This window comes from Devosia sp. RR2S18 (assembly GCF_030177755.1).
GTDB classification, from domain to species: Bacteria; Pseudomonadota; Alphaproteobacteria; order Rhizobiales; family Devosiaceae; genus Devosia; species Devosia rhizosphaerae.
In genome coordinates, this window is record NZ_CP126539.1 from 2922906 (window position 1) to 2938503 (window position 15598).

14 protein-coding genes are annotated in these 15598 nt (G+C 62.0%); 7 read left to right on the forward strand and 7 right to left on the reverse strand.

The genetic code is table 11. The features are described 5' to 3' along the window. Positions 1–97 precede the first annotated feature (97 nt). From QOV41_RS14380 to QOV41_RS14410, 7 genes are all read left to right on the forward strand, one after another. Positions 98–1582 (forward strand): replicative DNA helicase, encoded by a 1485-nt coding sequence (locus QOV41_RS14380; protein ID WP_284577438.1) that lies wholly within the window; start codon positions 98–100, stop codon positions 1580–1582. Positions 1583–1584: 2 nt separating this feature from the next. Next, positions 1585–2715 carry an alanine racemase gene (gene alr / locus QOV41_RS14385; RefSeq protein WP_284577439.1) on the forward strand — a complete coding sequence of 377 codons (1131 nt, stop codon included), beginning with the start codon at positions 1585–1587 and terminating at the stop codon, positions 2713–2715. 74 nt (positions 2716–2789) lie between these two features. Next, positions 2790–3347, forward strand: a complete 558-nt coding sequence (locus QOV41_RS14390; protein WP_284577440.1) for a DUF1697 domain-containing protein — start codon at positions 2790–2792, stop codon at positions 3345–3347. Then, the gene (radA, locus tag QOV41_RS14395; RefSeq protein ID WP_284577441.1) at positions 3348–4751 is read left to right on the forward strand and encodes a DNA repair protein RadA; all 1404 of its coding nucleotides are present in this window, start codon (positions 3348–3350) and stop codon (positions 4749–4751) included. It begins immediately after the preceding gene. Between the two features lie 122 nt (positions 4752–4873). Further along, positions 4874–5473 (forward strand): CvpA family protein, encoded by a 600-nt coding sequence (locus tag QOV41_RS14400; protein ID WP_284577442.1) that lies wholly within the window; start codon positions 4874–4876, stop codon positions 5471–5473. 166 nt (positions 5474–5639) lie between these two features. Further along, positions 5640–7127, forward strand: a complete 1488-nt coding sequence (gene purF / locus QOV41_RS14405; protein WP_415926721.1) for an amidophosphoribosyltransferase — start codon at positions 5640–5642, stop codon at positions 7125–7127. Next, positions 7127–7861, forward strand: a complete 735-nt coding sequence (locus QOV41_RS14410; RefSeq protein WP_284577445.1) for an SDR family NAD(P)-dependent oxidoreductase — start codon at positions 7127–7129, stop codon at positions 7859–7861. Before purF ends, QOV41_RS14410 begins: the two co-directional genes overlap by 1 nt. Before the next feature lie 60 nt (positions 7862–7921). Here the strand turns inward: QOV41_RS14410 and QOV41_RS14415 are convergent, their stop codons facing one another. The 7 genes from QOV41_RS14415 to QOV41_RS14445 all read right to left on the reverse strand — a co-directional run bounded on the left by QOV41_RS14415 (position 7922) and on the right by QOV41_RS14445 (position 15591). Next, positions 7922–9196 (reverse strand): hemolysin family protein, encoded by a 1275-nt coding sequence (locus QOV41_RS14415; RefSeq protein ID WP_284581338.1) that lies wholly within the window; start codon positions 9194–9196, stop codon positions 7922–7924. A 132-nt stretch (positions 9197–9328) separates the two neighbouring features. Further along, positions 9329–10789 (reverse strand): ribosome biogenesis GTPase Der, encoded by a 1461-nt coding sequence (der, locus tag QOV41_RS14420; RefSeq protein ID WP_284577447.1) that lies wholly within the window; start codon positions 10787–10789, stop codon positions 9329–9331. 33 nt (positions 10790–10822) lie between these two features. Then, positions 10823–11662 (reverse strand): tetratricopeptide repeat protein, encoded by an 840-nt coding sequence (locus QOV41_RS14425; RefSeq protein ID WP_284577449.1) that lies wholly within the window; start codon positions 11660–11662, stop codon positions 10823–10825. A gap of 94 nt (positions 11663–11756) precedes the next feature. Then, entirely contained in the window at positions 11757–13328 is a 1572-nt protein-coding gene (gene guaA, locus QOV41_RS14430) for a glutamine-hydrolyzing GMP synthase (RefSeq protein WP_284577450.1), read from the reverse strand. Between the two features lie 53 nt (positions 13329–13381). Further along, entirely contained in the window at positions 13382–13867 is a 486-nt protein-coding gene (locus QOV41_RS14435; RefSeq protein ID WP_284577451.1) for a TspO/MBR family protein, read from the reverse strand. Between the two features lie 66 nt (positions 13868–13933). Then, a complete protein-coding gene (locus tag QOV41_RS14440) occupies positions 13934–15223 on the reverse strand; it encodes an RsmB/NOP family class I SAM-dependent RNA methyltransferase (protein WP_284577452.1) in 1290 nt (429 codons plus the stop codon). Continuing rightward, complete coding sequence (locus QOV41_RS14445; RefSeq protein ID WP_284577453.1) at positions 15223–15591, reverse strand: VOC family protein; 369 nt, start codon at positions 15589–15591, stop codon at positions 15223–15225. The genes QOV41_RS14440 and QOV41_RS14445 overlap by 1 nt, the downstream gene beginning before the upstream one ends. Positions 15592–15598 lie beyond the last annotated feature (7 nt).

The following is a 15598-nucleotide window of genomic DNA, read 5'->3' on the forward strand; positions in this document are numbered from 1 at the left end:
CAGGGACGGAGACGCCCCGTTAACCCATGCTCCCATAGTCCGAGACTCTTGCCCGCACCGCGTGGTTAAGAAAGGTTAACAACACTCCCGAGGCATCATGGCAGAGATCGCGCGGCTTCATCCGGCCGAAGAAAAGTCATTCCGTCTGGCCCCGCACAATGTGGAGGCCGAGCAGGCTCTGCTGGGCGCCATTCTGATCAACAATGACGCCTTCTACCGCGTTTCGGACTTTCTGGAGCCCGTTCACTTCTACGAGCCGATCCACCGCGATATCTACGAGGTGGCTGGCAAGATCATACGCGCCGGCAAGTCGGCCGATCCAACAACGATCAAGACCCATCTGCCAGAACAATTGCTGCCCGAAGTCACCATGGCGCAGTATCTGGCGCGCCTCGCGGCCGAAGCCACCACCGTGCTCAATGCGGCCGACTACGGGCAGTCGATCTATGACCTCGCGATTCGTCGCAACCTGATCCTGGTCGGCGAGGAGATGGTGTCGGTGGCCTATGAGTCGGATGTCGACATGACGCCCGACAAGCAGATCGAGAAGGTGGAGGGCGAACTCTTCGCCCTGGCTGAGAAGGGCCGCTATGACGGCGGGTTTCAGAATTTCGGCAGCGCCTTATCGGCCTCCATCCAGATGGCCGGCGAAGCCTATCAGCGTGATGGTGGCCTGTCAGGCATTGCCACGCTGCTCGATGACCTTGACCGCCAAATGGGCGGGTTGCAGCGTTCGGACTTGATCGTTTTGGCCGGACGTCCGGCCATGGGCAAAACGTCGCTCGTGACCAACATCGCCTTCAATGTCGCGAAATCCTGGAAGGGGGAGGTCACGCCGGATGGGCACGTAAAGACCACCAATGGCGGCATTGTCGGCTTCTTCAGCCTCGAAATGAGCTCGGAGCAGCTGGCTACGCGTATTCTGGCCGAGCAGGCCGAGATTTCGTCTTCCGACATCCGCCGCGGCCGCATCCATGACAGCCAGTTTTCCAAGCTGGTCGACGTCTCGAACATGATGAGCAAGCTGCCGCTCTATATCGACGACACCGGTGGCATCAGCGTGGCGCAACTGGCGGCGCGGGCCCGGCGGCTGAAGCGGCAGAAGGGTCTCGATTTCCTGATCGTGGACTATCTGCAACTGCTGTCTGGTTCTAGCAAGGCCTCGAGCCAGAACCGCGTGCAGGAGCTGACCGAGATCACGACGACCCTCAAGGCGCTCGCCAAGGAACTCGAAGTGCCGATCATTGCCTTATCCCAGCTCTCCCGTCAGGTGGAAGCGCGTGACGACAAGCATCCGCAGCTAGCGGATTTGCGCGAATCGGGTTCTATCGAGCAGGACGCCGACGTGGTGCTGTTTGTTTATCGCGAGGAATACTACCTCAAGAACAAGGAGCCCAAGGAAGGCACTCCGGAACACATGGCCTGGCAGGCAGAGATGGAAAAGGTGTACGGCAAGGCCGAAGTCATCATCGCCAAGCAGCGTCACGGTCCCACCGGCACCGTACAGCTGAGCTTTGAGGCCCAGTTCACCCGTTTCGGCAACCTGGCGCGGGCGGACTACCTGCCCGAACGCATGGAATAGGCATGGCGCTGCAATCGGGGCTTGGGGGCCAACTGAGTATCGACCTGGGGGCTCTGGCCCGCAATTGGCGCGCACTCGACAAGGTGAGTGCCGGAGCGCTGACGGCTGCGGTGGTAAAGGCCGATGCCTATGGCACCGGCATCACCATGGCGGCCAAGGCACTCTTCGCTGCTGGAGCCAGGTTCTTCTTTGTGGCCACGCCCGACGAGGGGCTTGCGGTGCGCGCCGCCGTGCCGGAGGCGCATATCTTTGTGCTCGACGGGCTCTATCCCGGCGCTGCCAATCTCTATGTGCGGCAGAACCTCATGCCAGTGATTTCTTCCATGGCGATGCTGGAGGAGTGGCTAGCCAAGTGCCTGGAGCGCAACGAGGCCTATCCGAGCGCCTTTCATTTCGACACCGGCATGAACCGGCTCGGCTTCCGGCTCAATGAAGCTTCTGCCGTGCGGCAGCGCATCGAGGCTCTGGGATATGCCCCGCAAATGGTGATGAGCCATCTCGCCTGCGCCGATATGCCTAACCACGAAAAGAACCGGACGCAGCTGGCGCTTTTCGGTTCGGTGATGACGCAGTTCCCCGGCGTCCCGGCTTCACTGGCCAATTCGGCTGGGTTGATGACGGGCCGCGACTACCACTTCCAGATGGTGCGTCCCGGGATTGCGCTCTATGGCGGCCGTGCCGTCACGGGCCGCAAGAACCCCATGGCGCCTGTCGTGACGCTGCATGTGCCGATCCTGCAGGTCAAGGAAGCCCGTACCGGCGAGACGGTGGGCTATGGCGCCGGCTATTCGCTGTCGCGCGACAGCCGCCTCGCCATTATCGGCCATGGCTATGCCGACGGCTTCTTCCGTTCGCTCTCGGCAAGCAATGCGCGCCCCGGGGGCAAGGTGGCGATCCGCGGCGTGGTCTGCCCCGTGATTGGCCGCGTCTCGATGGACCTGACAATCGTCGATATCACCGAACTTGGGTCTGATCTGCCGACGCCCGGAGAGGGCGCCGAAGTGTTGGGCAACCTCGTCTCCGCCGATGACCAGGCAGATGCGGCAGGCACAATCGGCTACGAGATTTTGACCGCGCTCAAAGGCCGCTACAACCGCAACTATGTGGGCGACGGCCACCTGCCACCCGACTGAAGTTCTCTTTTTGTTCTTGCGCAGTGCGCTAGCGGACGGTAACTACCGTTCCTGTACTCAACCATGGGGGCACTGTGAGCGAGGCGCTGTCCACCTTTATCGTGCTGTTGCGCGCCATCGGACCGGTCACCCATCGGATCATGTCCATGAACCAGTGGCGCGATGCGGTTGAGGCGGCAGGCTATGGACGGGTGGAGACCTATGTGGCGACCGGCAACATGCTGATGGAGGGTGCGGGAACGCCGGCTGGCGTCACGCGGCAGATGAACAAGATCCTGCGCGAACTTGGCCTTGGCTCCAACACCATTGCCGTCGTGCGGCGGCCGGGACAGATGCGCAAGCTCCTGCTTGCCAATCCATTTCCCGAGGCAGCGGCAGAGCGGCCAGGCAATGTAGGCGTCTATTTCTTCGCTGAAAAGCCTGAGCTTGGCTGGCTGGCTGACTACCAGGGCCCGGAGCGGCTGCACGTCGAGGGGGAGCACCTGATCGTGGATTTCCCCTTGGGTATCTCAAAGAGCCCACGTCTTATAGGGATGATTGAGAAAAGATCTGGCACGGCAACGGCCCGCAATTGGAATACGCTGCGCGCACTTGTTGAGCGTGCCGCAGCCCGCAATGGGAAAGAGCACTGATTGGCAAAGTCCCGCACCAGTTTTGTTTGCCAGGCCTGCGGCGCGGTCACCTCACGCTGGCAGGGTCGCTGCGATGCCTGTGGCGAGTGGAACACCATTGTCGAAGAGGTGGCCGATTCGGGCGTGGGTGCCGGTCCAAAGGCTGCCAAGGCGGGCGGCAGGCCAGCCAATCTCGTCCCCCTTTCAGGTGAAACCGAAAGTGCTGCACGGGTTGTTACCGGCATCACCGAACTTGACCGGGTGACTGGCGGCGGGTTTGTGATGGGATCGGCGCTCCTGGTGGGGGGCGATCCGGGTATCGGCAAATCGACGCTGCTGTTGCAATCGGCCGCAGCGCTAGCCAACCAGGGTAAGCGTGTCGTCTACGTTTCGGGCGAGGAAGCGGTGGCGCAGGTGCGCCTGCGGGCCCAAAGGCTAGGGCTGGGCGAAGCCAGCGTGCTGCTCGCGGCCGAAACCAATGTGGAGATCATCCTCGCCACACTGGAGAACGGGCCGGCGCCCGATCTTGTCATCATCGATTCCATCCAGACGCTGTGGACCGATCGCGTCGATAGTGCACCCGGTACGGTCACGCAGGTGCGCACTTCGGCACAGGCGCTGACGCGCTTCGCCAAAAAAAGCGGCGCGGCCGTGGTGCTGGTGGGGCATGTTACCAAGGACGGCCAGATCGCCGGCCCTCGGGTGGTCGAGCACATGGTGGACGCGGTGCTCTATTTCGAGGGCGACACCAGCCATACCTTCCGCATCCTGCGCGGGGTGAAGAATCGCTATGGGGCGACCGACGAAATCGGCGTCTTCGCGATGACGGAACTGGGGCTGGAGCAAGTGGCAAACCCCTCGGCCCTGTTCCTGGACCAGCGCGACGAAGGCGCCGCCGGGTCAGCTGTTTTCGCCGGGATGGAGGGCACGCGGCCAATCCTGATCGAAATCCAGGCGCTGGTGGCCCCCTCCCCGCTGGGTACACCCCGCCGAGCGGTGGTGGGCTGGGACTCGTCGCGTCTTTCCATGGTGCTGGCGGTGCTCGAGACCCGCTGCGGTGTTCGGATTGGGGCCAACGACATTTACCTCAATGTGGCGGGTGGGCTTAAAATCAACGAGCCGGCTGCGGACCTCGCCGTGGCGGCGGCGCTGATCTCCTCACTCACCAATGCACCCCTCCCCTCCGACAGCGTCTATTTCGGCGAGATTTCGCTGGCGGGTGGTGTTCGTCCGGTCGTGCATGGATCATTGCGGCTGCGGGAGGCGCAAAAACTCGGGTTCAAGTCCGTTTCCACCGGCAGGCTGAGCAATGCGGATCGGGCCAGCGGCCTGGACGTTTCGGAGTTCACGGCCCTAGCCGATCTGGTCGGCCGCATTGCAGCGACGGGCACACCGCGGCAGCGGCAAGACGACGAAGGCTGGTAGTCGCCAAGCTCAGGAAGTTAACGTTTCTGGGCACATCGGCCTGCAAGCCTTGGCATTGTGCCGCAAAGCCGGTAAACGAGCCCAGACGGCCGGGGCGACTTTTTGGAGCGTAGCGAGTAAATATGCTGACAGCGTTCGACGTTGGTGTTGGTGTGCTGGTGCTGATTTCAGCGATCCTGGCCACCGCCCGAGGCCTCACACGCGAGGTGTTGTCACTGGCCACTTGGGCCGGTTCGGCGGCAATCGCCATCTATATGTGGCAGTACCATCCCGAGATCGCGCGAGGCTATATTGACGAGCCAATCGTGGCCGATATCGCAACGGTGGTGGTGACCTTCATCGTTGCGCTGATCGTCCTCCATCTCCTCACCATGCGTATTGCCGATTTCGTCGTGGACAGCCGCATCGGCCCGATCGACCGGACGCTCGGCTTTGTGTTCGGAGTGCTGCGCGGCATCCTTATAGCCATCGTCATCACCATTTTCGGCACTTGGTTGCTGGGCAGCAATCTGCCCCCGTGGGCCGCCCAGTCGCAATCGCTGCCGCATTTGCAGAGCATGGGCAGCACGCTGATTTCCATGCTCCCAGAGGGCCTCGAGGAGCAGGTCACCGAGATACTGCGCGGCGGCACCGGACTGACGGACGAAGAACCACCGGCGGTTCAGGAAGTGCCTGTCGCACCTGCAACAGAACCGACTGTGACCCCGCCGGCGCCGATTTGATCACCTTGTGGTGAGCACGCTGCGCTCGCCACAACCCTGACCGCCTTTCAGGACAGTGGTTTCGCGCAGCGAATTGGGCTAAAGGCGGGACCATCAACCTCAGTCTTGGCCGTACCGCCCGCGAGGCGGCCAGCGCGCTGCTTGCAGCATTGGCATGGAGAGCCCGGTGACTCACCCGAGCGACGATTTCAATCTTGATGACGACACCCTGCATGAAGAGTGCGGGGTGTTTGGCATTTTGGGCCACCCCGACGCCGGGGCACTGACGGCCTTGGGGCTGCATGCGCTGCAGCATCGCGGGCAGGAAGCGGCCGGCATTGTCAGCTTCGATGGCCGGCAGTTCCACTCGGAGCGCCAACTGGGCCTCGTGGGAGACCACTTCACCGATCCCGCCACACTCAAGCGCATCCCGGGCAACATGGCGATGGGCCATGTGCGCTATTCCACCACCGGCGAAACGATCCTGCGCAATGTGCAGCCGCTGTTTGCCGAATTGGAAGTGGGCGGCATTGCGATTGCCCACAATGGCAATTTGACCAACGGGCTTACGCTGCGGCGCCGGCTGATCGCCCAAGGGGCCATATGCCAGTCGACATCGGACACCGAGGTCATCCTCCATCTGATCGCCCGATCGCAGCGCACCTCGTCCTCTGACCGTTTCGTCGATGCGATCGGCGCGGTGGAGGGTGCCTATGCAATGGTCGCCATGACGCGCACCAAGCTGATCGGCGCGCGCGACCCCAATGGCATTCGGCCGCTGGTGTTGGGCGATCTCGATGGCAAGCCGATCTTTGCCTCCGAAACCTGCGCGCTTGACATTATAGGCGCCAAATTCGTGCGGGACGTCGAGAACGGCGAAGTGGTGGTCTGCGAGATACAGCCGGACGGGTCGGTCAGCATCGAATCGCTCAAGCCGTTTCCGCCGCGTCGGGAACGGGTCTGCTTGTTCGAGTATGTCTATTTCGCACGGCCCGACTCGGTTGTTGCCGGGCGCAGCGTCTATTCGGCTCGCAAGCGCATGGGCCTCAACCTCGCCAAGGAAGCGCCGGTGGAGGCCGATGTGGTAGTGCCGGTGCCCGATGGGGGAACGCCAGCCGCGATCGGCTACGCGCAGCAGAGCGGCATTCCGTTCGAGCTGGGCATCATCCGCAACCACTATGTGGGCCGCACATTCATCGAGCCGACGCAGTCCATCCGGGCGTTTGGCGTTAAGCTCAAGCACTCGGCCAACCGGGCGGAAATCGCCGGCAAGCGGGTGGTGCTGATTGATGATTCCATCGTGCGAGGCACCACATCGGTCAAGATCGTGCAGATGATGCGCGAAGCCGGCGCGACGGAAGTGCATATCCGCGTTGCCAGCCCGATGATCTATCACTCGGACTACTACGGCATCGATACGCCCGACCCCGAGAAGCTGCTGGCCAACCAGCATGACGATCTGGAATCGATGTGCAAGTTCATCGGTGCGGACTCGCTGGCGTTCCTGTCCATTGACGGGCTCTACCAGGCCGTTGGCGGCGAGAAGCGCAATGCGCAGGCGCCCCAATTCACCGACCATTATTTTACCGGAGACTACCCCACGCAGTTGACCGATTTGAACGGGCGCGCCAAGAACGAGCCCAAACAAATCTCACTGCTGAAAGAGGCCGGTTAATGGCTGTACAACAAGACCTTGCCGGCAAGGTCATCCTCATCACCGGCGCCTCGCGCGGCATTGGTTATGCTGCAGGGGTAGAGGCGGCGCGTCGTGGGGCACATGTGGTAGCGGTCGCCCGCACTGTTGGCGGGCTTGAGGAACTCGATGACGAGATCCAGGAGATGGGCTCAAGCGCTACGCTAGTGCCGCTCGACCTGCGTGACGGCGAAGCCATCGACAGGCTCGGTGCTGCCATCTTCGAGCGCTGGGGACATCTGGATGGGGTGATCGGCAATGCCGGCCAGCTCGGCGTGCTTAGCCCCTGGGCGCATATCAAGCCGGAAGACTTCGAGAAGGTGATGACTGTCAATGTCACCGCCAACTACCGATTGATCCGCTCTGTCGACCTGTTGCTTCGACAGGCACCCGATGGACGCGCCGTCTTTGTTTCCTCGGGTGCAGCGCGCTCGGCTCGGCCGTTTTGGGGCCTCTATGCCGCCAGCAAGGCGGCGCTGGACGCCATGGTCAAATCCTATGCCGGCGAGATCGAGAACACCAGGGTGAGGGCCAACTCATTCAATCCCGGGCCAGTGCGGACCGCGATGCGGGCTAAAGCGATGCCGGGTGAGAACCCCGAGACGCTGCCCACTCCCGCCGAAATCGCACCCAAGCTCGTTGACCTGGTGAGCCCTGGGCTCACCCAAAACGGGCAACTGTTCAGCATTCAAAGTGGCGAGTTCTCGCCACTCTAACTGTCGCTATTGGAGATCTGTTCTCCCCTCCTGGCGAAGGGAGAAAAAGCTAGGATATCACTAAGTGACGTCCGGCGCGATCCGGCTCATCAACACCTTATCGATGCGGCGGCCATCGAGATCCATGATCTCAAACTTCCAGCCATTATGCTCAAACGTCTCGGCGACGGCCGGGATGTGGTTGAGGATAGATAGGATGTAGCCCGCGACCGTCTCGAACTTGGGATCCTTGGGGAGCGCAACTTTTAGCTTGTCGCTGAATTCGTCCACCGGCATCCACCCAGCGACGAGCCAGGAGCCATCTTCCCGGCGGACAAGAGCGGGATCATCACCTGTTTCTTCCTGGAACACGCCGGTGATGACCTCAAGAATATCAGCCGACGTCACGATCCCTTCGAAATGCCCGTATTCGTCGACGACCAGCGCCATATGCACGGTCGAGTTGCGGATCGCCTTGACGACATCCAGGGCATCGGCGTGGTCCATAACCACCGGTACGGGCTGGACGAACTTGCGTAGCTCGAGCGGCTGACCATTGGCGAAAACGCCGATGATGTCCTTGATCGCAACCACGCCTGTTATCGAATCCGGCCCACCGTCCTGCACCAGCAGGCGCGAACGATGCGTGTTCAATATCGTTTTGCGAATTTCGTCACTGTCATCAGCGAGATCAATCAGGTCCACCTCGAGACGCGGCGTCATGAGGCCACGTGCGGAGCGGTCGGCCAAGCGCATCACGCCCGAGATCATCGAATGCTCGTCGGTTTCGATAACGCCCGCCGTCGTCGCCTCGGCGATCAGGGTCCTTACCTCTTCTTCGGTGACCTTCTCCTCGGCGTCTCCGCCCTGCCCCAGCAGCGTGAGAACAGCTTTGCCGGAGATGTCGAGCAGCCACACCAAAGGCGAGCCGATCTTGGCCAGCACCTTCATGGCGGGCGCCACGCGGGCAGCCACGCCTTCAGCATCACGCAACGCGACCTGCTTGGGCACGAGTTCGCCCAGGATCAAAGACCCATAAGTGATGAGCACCACCACAATACCTACGCCAAGCACATCAGCGAGGTTATCGGCCATGCCCATAGACTCAAGCCAGTCGGTCAGGCGCAGGCCCAGAGTGGCACCCGAGAAGGCGCCCGAAAGAATGCCGACCAGGGTGATACCGATCTGCACGGAAGACAAGAACTTGCCGGGGTCCTCGGCGAGCTCGATTGCCGTGGCGGCGCCTTTATTGCCGTTGTCGGCCATGCCGCGGAGGCGGGCCGGACGAGCGGACACAACGGCCAGTTCGGACATAGCCAAAGCACCGTTCACGATAATAAGAACGATGACGATCAGAATTTCTAAAAACAAGGTGGTTTCGTTGGATGCGGCCCCGCACTCAGCATCGGGTCGCTTCAGCGCTTACAATATAGAGACATGGCCATACGTTTCGCCATGGGGGTGCGAGAAAATACCTCCGCGCTGTACCTAGCCGATGCGTCGCTTCTCTTTGTCATCATAGGGATTCTTGCTACCCCCACGGACCCAAAGGCGGATGGGCGTACCCTTGATGTCGAAAGCCTCGCGCAGACCATTAACGAGATAACGCTGATACGCCATCGGCAGCGCCTCGGGGCGAGAGGCAAAGAGGATAAAGCTTGGCGGCCGGGTCTTAGCTTGGGTCATATAGCGTAGCTTGAGGCGGCGACCCGACACGGCTGGAGGCGGGTGGCTATCGACCATGCCCGAAAGCCAGCGGTTAAGGCGAGCTGTCGAGACGTGGCTGTTCCAAGACCGCTCGATGGTGAAGATCGCGTCCATCAGCTTGTCGATGTTGCGCCCGGTCAGCCCAGAAAGGGTCACCAGCGGCACGCCCCGCAATTGCGGCAAGAGGCGCTCGCAAGCCTCGCGCAAGTCCGAGAGCGCCGCATTCTTGTCCTCGATGAGGTCCCACTTGTTGAGGGCGATGACCATTGCCCGACCTTCACGTTCAACGAGATCGGCGAGCGCGAGATCCTGCTTCTCAAAGGGGATCGTCGCGTCGAGCATGAGCACGACGACTTCGGCGTACTGAATGGAGCGCAGGCTGTCGCCAACTGCCAGCTTCTCCAATTTCTCGGTGACGCGGGAACGGCGACGAATGCCGGCCGTGTCAACCAGATTGATAGTGCGACCCTCCCACTCCCAGGGAACGAGGATGGAGTCTCGCGTGATGCCAGCTTCCGGGCCGACCAGCACGCGATCCTCGCCGACCATGCGGTTGATGAGGGTAGACTTGCCGGCATTGGGGCGACCGACAATAGCGACGTTGAGGTAGCGCTTGGGATTCCATCGCAGGGTTGCCTCTTCGCCCTCGCCTTCCAGCATGTCGGCAGTGATGTCGACATCCACCTCGGGCATGGCATCGAGATCGCTCTGCTCACTCTCCTCCTGCTCGGCGTGCGCGAGGGCGACGCGGTCGATGGCCGTCGACACGATCGAGTACAGTTCTGAGAGGCCAAGGCCATGCTCGGCCGAGAGCGGTATCGGCTCTCCGAAACCGAGCTTGAATGCTTCGACGAGCCCAGCTTCGGCGGCGCTACTTTCGGCCTTGTTGCCTACGAGGTGAACTTCCTTGCCGGCCTTGCGCAACACTTGAGCGAAGCGCTGGTCGAGTGGCACCACGCCGGCGCGAGCATCGATCATGAAAAGAATGACGTCGGCTTCATTGATGGCCAGCTCGGTTTGCTGGCGCATGCGATCTTCAAGGCTGCCGTCCTTGACGTCCTCGTAGCCCGCCGTGTCGAGCACCCGGAAGGTGAGGTCCGCGATGCGCCCTTCGGCCTCGCGCCTATCGCGGGTAACCCCCGGCGTATCGTCGACAAGCGCGATCTTGCGCCCGACCAGCCGGTTGAAGAGGGTCGACTTGCCGACATTGGGGCGACCGACAATCGCAACTGTAACTGTCATGTCTTTTGTCCGATCGGCAGGAGCAGGCAGACGCTATTGCGCCGGGGCTGTCTCGGGGGTGGCAACGGGTACCAGAGGCCCAGTATCGGACTGGGCTTCGACTGGCGGCGTAACGCTCTCGGCCGCCACGGGTTCGGCGGCAATCTCTGCGGCGGGCTCTGCCTCTACCACAGTTTCTTCCGTCAGGCCGCTAGTCTCAGCCACCGCCTCCGGCTCCACGGCGCCTTCGGCGAGAAGTTGTGCCATGTAGTAGCCCATGCGGTTGCGCTGGCTGCTTTGGCTCAGCGGGTCGTTGAGCACGGCGTCGAACTGCGCCTGCGCAGCTGCATAGTCGCCGGCTTGGTAGTAGGCCAAGCCCAGGGCTTCGCGGGCGGCGTTGCGCAGCGGGTTGCCTTCGGCAGCTACCGTTGCAAGGCGCGCCTCGACGTCGGCAACACTACCGGCATCGACCAGGAGCATACCCGCTTGTACCAGTGCGAGCTCACGCAAATAAGGATTGGACAGGCTATTGGCGAGCCCGTCATATGCAGCCACTGCTTCGGCGGTGTTGCCCTGCCGGGTCAGGAGCCCGGCTTGCGCGAATTGCGCCAAAGTGGGGTAGCGGCCAGAGCCGTCGGCCATCAGCGCTTCAAGTTGCGCCTGGGCGGCGGCAAGATCACCACCATCGGCCAGTTCCAGCGCTGCATAGAGCTCATCGGAGGACTGGGCGGCGTTGTTGTTGTGGTACCAAGTCCAGCCCTCGTTGACGGCAACGACAGCTACCACGGCAATTGCAGCGCTAATCACGAAGGGGGCGAAACGCCGCCACAGGGCGCGCATACGGTCGCTGCGCAGCTCCTCGTCGACTTCGCGAAAGATATTGTCCTGAGCCATGGCCTGCCTGAGGTCGGATGCTAGTTTTGCGGCACCCTTAGCATGGTGCCCGGTGAATGCAAATGCGCGGAGGGCCCGGCCCTCCAGCGCTCCGTCATTCCCACTCGATGGTGCCGGGCGGCTTGCTGGTCACGTCGTAGACGACCCGGTTGATACCACGCACTTCGTTGATGATGCGGGTAGCGGTGCGGCCCAGGAAGTTCATGTCAAACTGGTAGAAGTCGGCGGTCATGCCATCTACCGAGGTGACAGCCCGAAGCGCGCAGACGAACTCATAGGTACGGCCATCACCCATGACGCCTACGGTCTGCACCGGCAGGAGCACGGCGAATGCCTGCCAGATCTTGTCGTACTGACCAGACTTGCGGATTTCATCGAGGTAAATGGCGTCGGCCTGGCGCAGAATGTCGAGTTTTTCCGGCGTGATGCCGCCGGGGCAGCGGATCGCAAGGCCTGGCCCTGGGAAGGGGTGACGACCGATGAAGCTATCGGGCAGGCCGAGCTCGCGACCGAGGGCGCGGACTTCGTCCTTGAAGAGCTCACGCAGCGGCTCGACCAGTTGCATGTTCATGCGTTCGGGCAAGCCACCGACGTTGTGGTGGGACTTGATGGTGACTGACGGACCACCAGAGAAAGAGACGGACTCAATCACATCGGGATAGAGCGTGCCCTGCGCGAGGAATTCGGCGCCGCCGAGTTTTTTGGCTTCGGCCTCGAAAGTCTCGATGAACAGCCGGCCGATGATCTTGCGCTTGGTCTCGGGGTCGGACTGCCCCTCCAGCTCGCTGAGGAAGAGCCGCGAGGCGTCCACATGCACCAGCGGAATGTTGTACTGATCGCGGAACATGGAAACGACCTGCTCGCTCTCATTGAGCCGCATCAAGCCATGGTCGACATAAATGCAGGTGAGCTGGTCGCCGATGGCCTCGTGGATGAGGACGGCCGCAACCGAAGAATCGACCCCGCCGGAGAGGCCGCAGATGACCTTGCCCGAACCGACCTGGGCCCGGATCTTCTCGACCATCATCTGGCGATAGGCGGCCATGGTCCAGGTCGCTTCGATGCCGCAGATCTTGTGGACGAAATTGGCGTAGAGCTTGGCGCCATCGGGGGTGTGGACCACCTCGGGGTGGAACTGTACCGCCCAGATGCGCCGCTCCTCATCGGCGATCATGGCGAAGGGCGCGCCGGCCGACGTGCCGACAACCTCAAAGCCGTCGGGAATGGAGACGACGCGGTCGCCATGGCTCATCCAGACCTGGTGCTCGGTGCCGAGCTCCCACACGCCTTCGAAAAGCGCGGAAGCTTTTTGCACCTTGAGATCGGACCGGCCGAACTCACGGTGATGGCCTGCTTCCACTTTGCCCCCCAGCGCCATGCAAAGCGCCTGCTGGCCATAACAAATGCCCAGGATCGGTACCCCGGCTTCAAGGATCACCGGATCGATGCTGGGTGCATTCTCGTCCAGGGTGGAAGCCGGGCTTCCAGAGAGAACTACACCCTTCGGCTGCAGCGCTGTGAAGGCTTCACCGGCATGCTGGAAGGGGTGGATCTCGCAATAGACGCCTGTCTCGCGAATGCGGCGCGCGATCAACTGGGTGACCTGCGAACCGAAATCGACGATGAGGATCGAATGCGGGTGATCGGCGATGTCTGGGCTTTGCATGGCGAGGCCTTATCGCCATGGCGCAAATTGCGCAAGCCGTCCCAATGCAAGCCTCAGTTGAGAATGGCGAGGGAGGCGTTAAGCAGGGTCGCAAAGCCCACCCACGCAGCATAGGGCACGAAGAGCCAGGCGGCGAGCTTGTCGAGCTTCCCAGCACTGACAATGAAGCCGATGATGAGCGCAATCATGATGAGAATGACCGCCAAGGCGAGCCAAAGCATTTCGCCGATGAAGAACACCGGAGACCAGGTCCAGTTCACCACCATCTGCGCAAACCAGAGCTTCATAGCGGTGGAACTCGCGTCGATCATGAAGATGCGCCAGCCGGCCACGGCGATCATCGCGTAGAGCGTGAACCAGACCGGCCCAAACACCCAATTCGGTGGATTAAAGGGGGGCTTTTCTAGATTCTGATACCAGGTACCGGGGGAAGTCTGGGTGCCGATCAGCGCGCCGACGCCGATCACCACCACGAGGAAGGCGGAGAGGACAAGCCAAGAACGGGGCGTCTTGTAGTCGACGGCGGAGGCAGCAGCCATGGCAAACAACCGGGGATTGATGGACACCCGGCTTGAACGCGCGGCTAGCGCCGGCGGTTCACCTGATCAGCCGGTGCGACGTAGCGCGTGAAAGTAAAAGCCGTCCGTAGCTGTCCGGTGCGGCGTCAGCGTCAGCCCGCCGCCCGTGGAGACAAGCCCTTCTGGGAGCAGGGTGCCAAATGCGGCGTCCCACAGTTGGGCTGCCGGGACGTCCTCAAACGCTGGATAGGCGGACTTGAAGGCAGCGATCTGGTCATCATTCTCCTCGGGGAGGATGGAGCAGGTGATGTAGATAAGCGTGCCGCCGAGCTTCACATAGGTTTGCCCTTCTGCCAGCACCGCGGCTTGATCTGCAACGCGCTGCGCCAGCAAATCCGACGTTAGCTTCCACTTGGTATCGGGCCGACGACGCCAAGTGCCGGTGCCGCTGCATGGCGCATCGATAACGACGCGATCCATCTTACCGCGAAGATCGTCTAGCGCGCCGGCTTCGGGGGCACGGACCTGAACGTTACGCGCGCCATTGCGCTTAAGGCGCTCGTAAATGGGCGCAAGGCGGCTGCGGTCGCTGTCATAGGCGAATATCTGACCGCGATTATCCATGGCAGCGGCAAGCGCCAGCGTCTTGCCACCCGCGCCGGCGCAAAGGTCCAGCGCCTGTTCACCGGGACGGGCATTTGCCAGCGCGGCCACAATCTGGCTGCCCTGGTCCTGCACCTCGAACCAGCCCTTCTGATAGCCTTCGTCGGTCGTCACATTGGGGGTGCGCGCATCGCGCGGGCCTGCAGGCATGGTGAGGCCGTTGGGTGAGATGGAGGCCTCCGCCGGATCAAAGCGCGCCAGCGACTTCACGACCCGCTCGCGCGTGGATTTCAGCGTGTTTACGCGGAGGTCCAGGGAGGGCCTGCCGGACATGCCCTGCCCTTCTGCAACCCAATTTTCGCCCAGGCCACGGGCGAGAGATGGTGCGAGCCATTCGGGAACATCGGCCCGGACGTAGTCGGGCGCGGTCGCGGGATCAGATGACAGGCGCTCGACTTCTTCGTCGCTCAGGGGAGCCGGAGCGTGGTCATCCTCCTTAAAGGTTTCGTTCAGAGAAGCAGGGTCTTCCTTCCAATCGCGAACCGCGACGGCGAGTACCAGAGCGCGCGGGCTATCATCGCCCATCGCAAAGGCATGGGAGGCGCGTCGGCGGAGGGCATCATAGACCAAATTGCCGATAGCTGCGCGATCGCCCGCGCCGGCGAAACGGTTGTTGAGCCCCCAGGCCTTGAGGGCTTCAGAAACCGGGCGCTTGCGCGATTCCACATCCGCAAGGACTGCAATGGCGGCGGCCAGACGACCGGGGAGACGCATCACTGTTTTCCTGGAAAATGGCAGACATTGATGCGGTTGCCGCTGAAGTCGGTGAAGTCAAACCAGCGCATGGCTCCGTTGGTGTTGATCGGTGTTACCTCCGATCCTGCCGCAACAAGGCTCTCGCGGAGCGCCTCGGGATCGGGAGCGTAGAAGTTGAACGCCACGTGGGTGTTTGGGTCGATTCGCTCCACCGGGATCAAGGTCAGGGCAGTGCTCGTTGACGGAGCGCCCGCGAACCGAAGGCCGATGTGCTGAGCCGAGCGAAATATCTCCACCATGTCAAAGAGCCGGCGATACCACTCGGCAGCAGCGCTGGTGTCGATAGCAGGCACGAAGATGGTGTCGATGCGCAGGACGGGTGGCATTTGGACT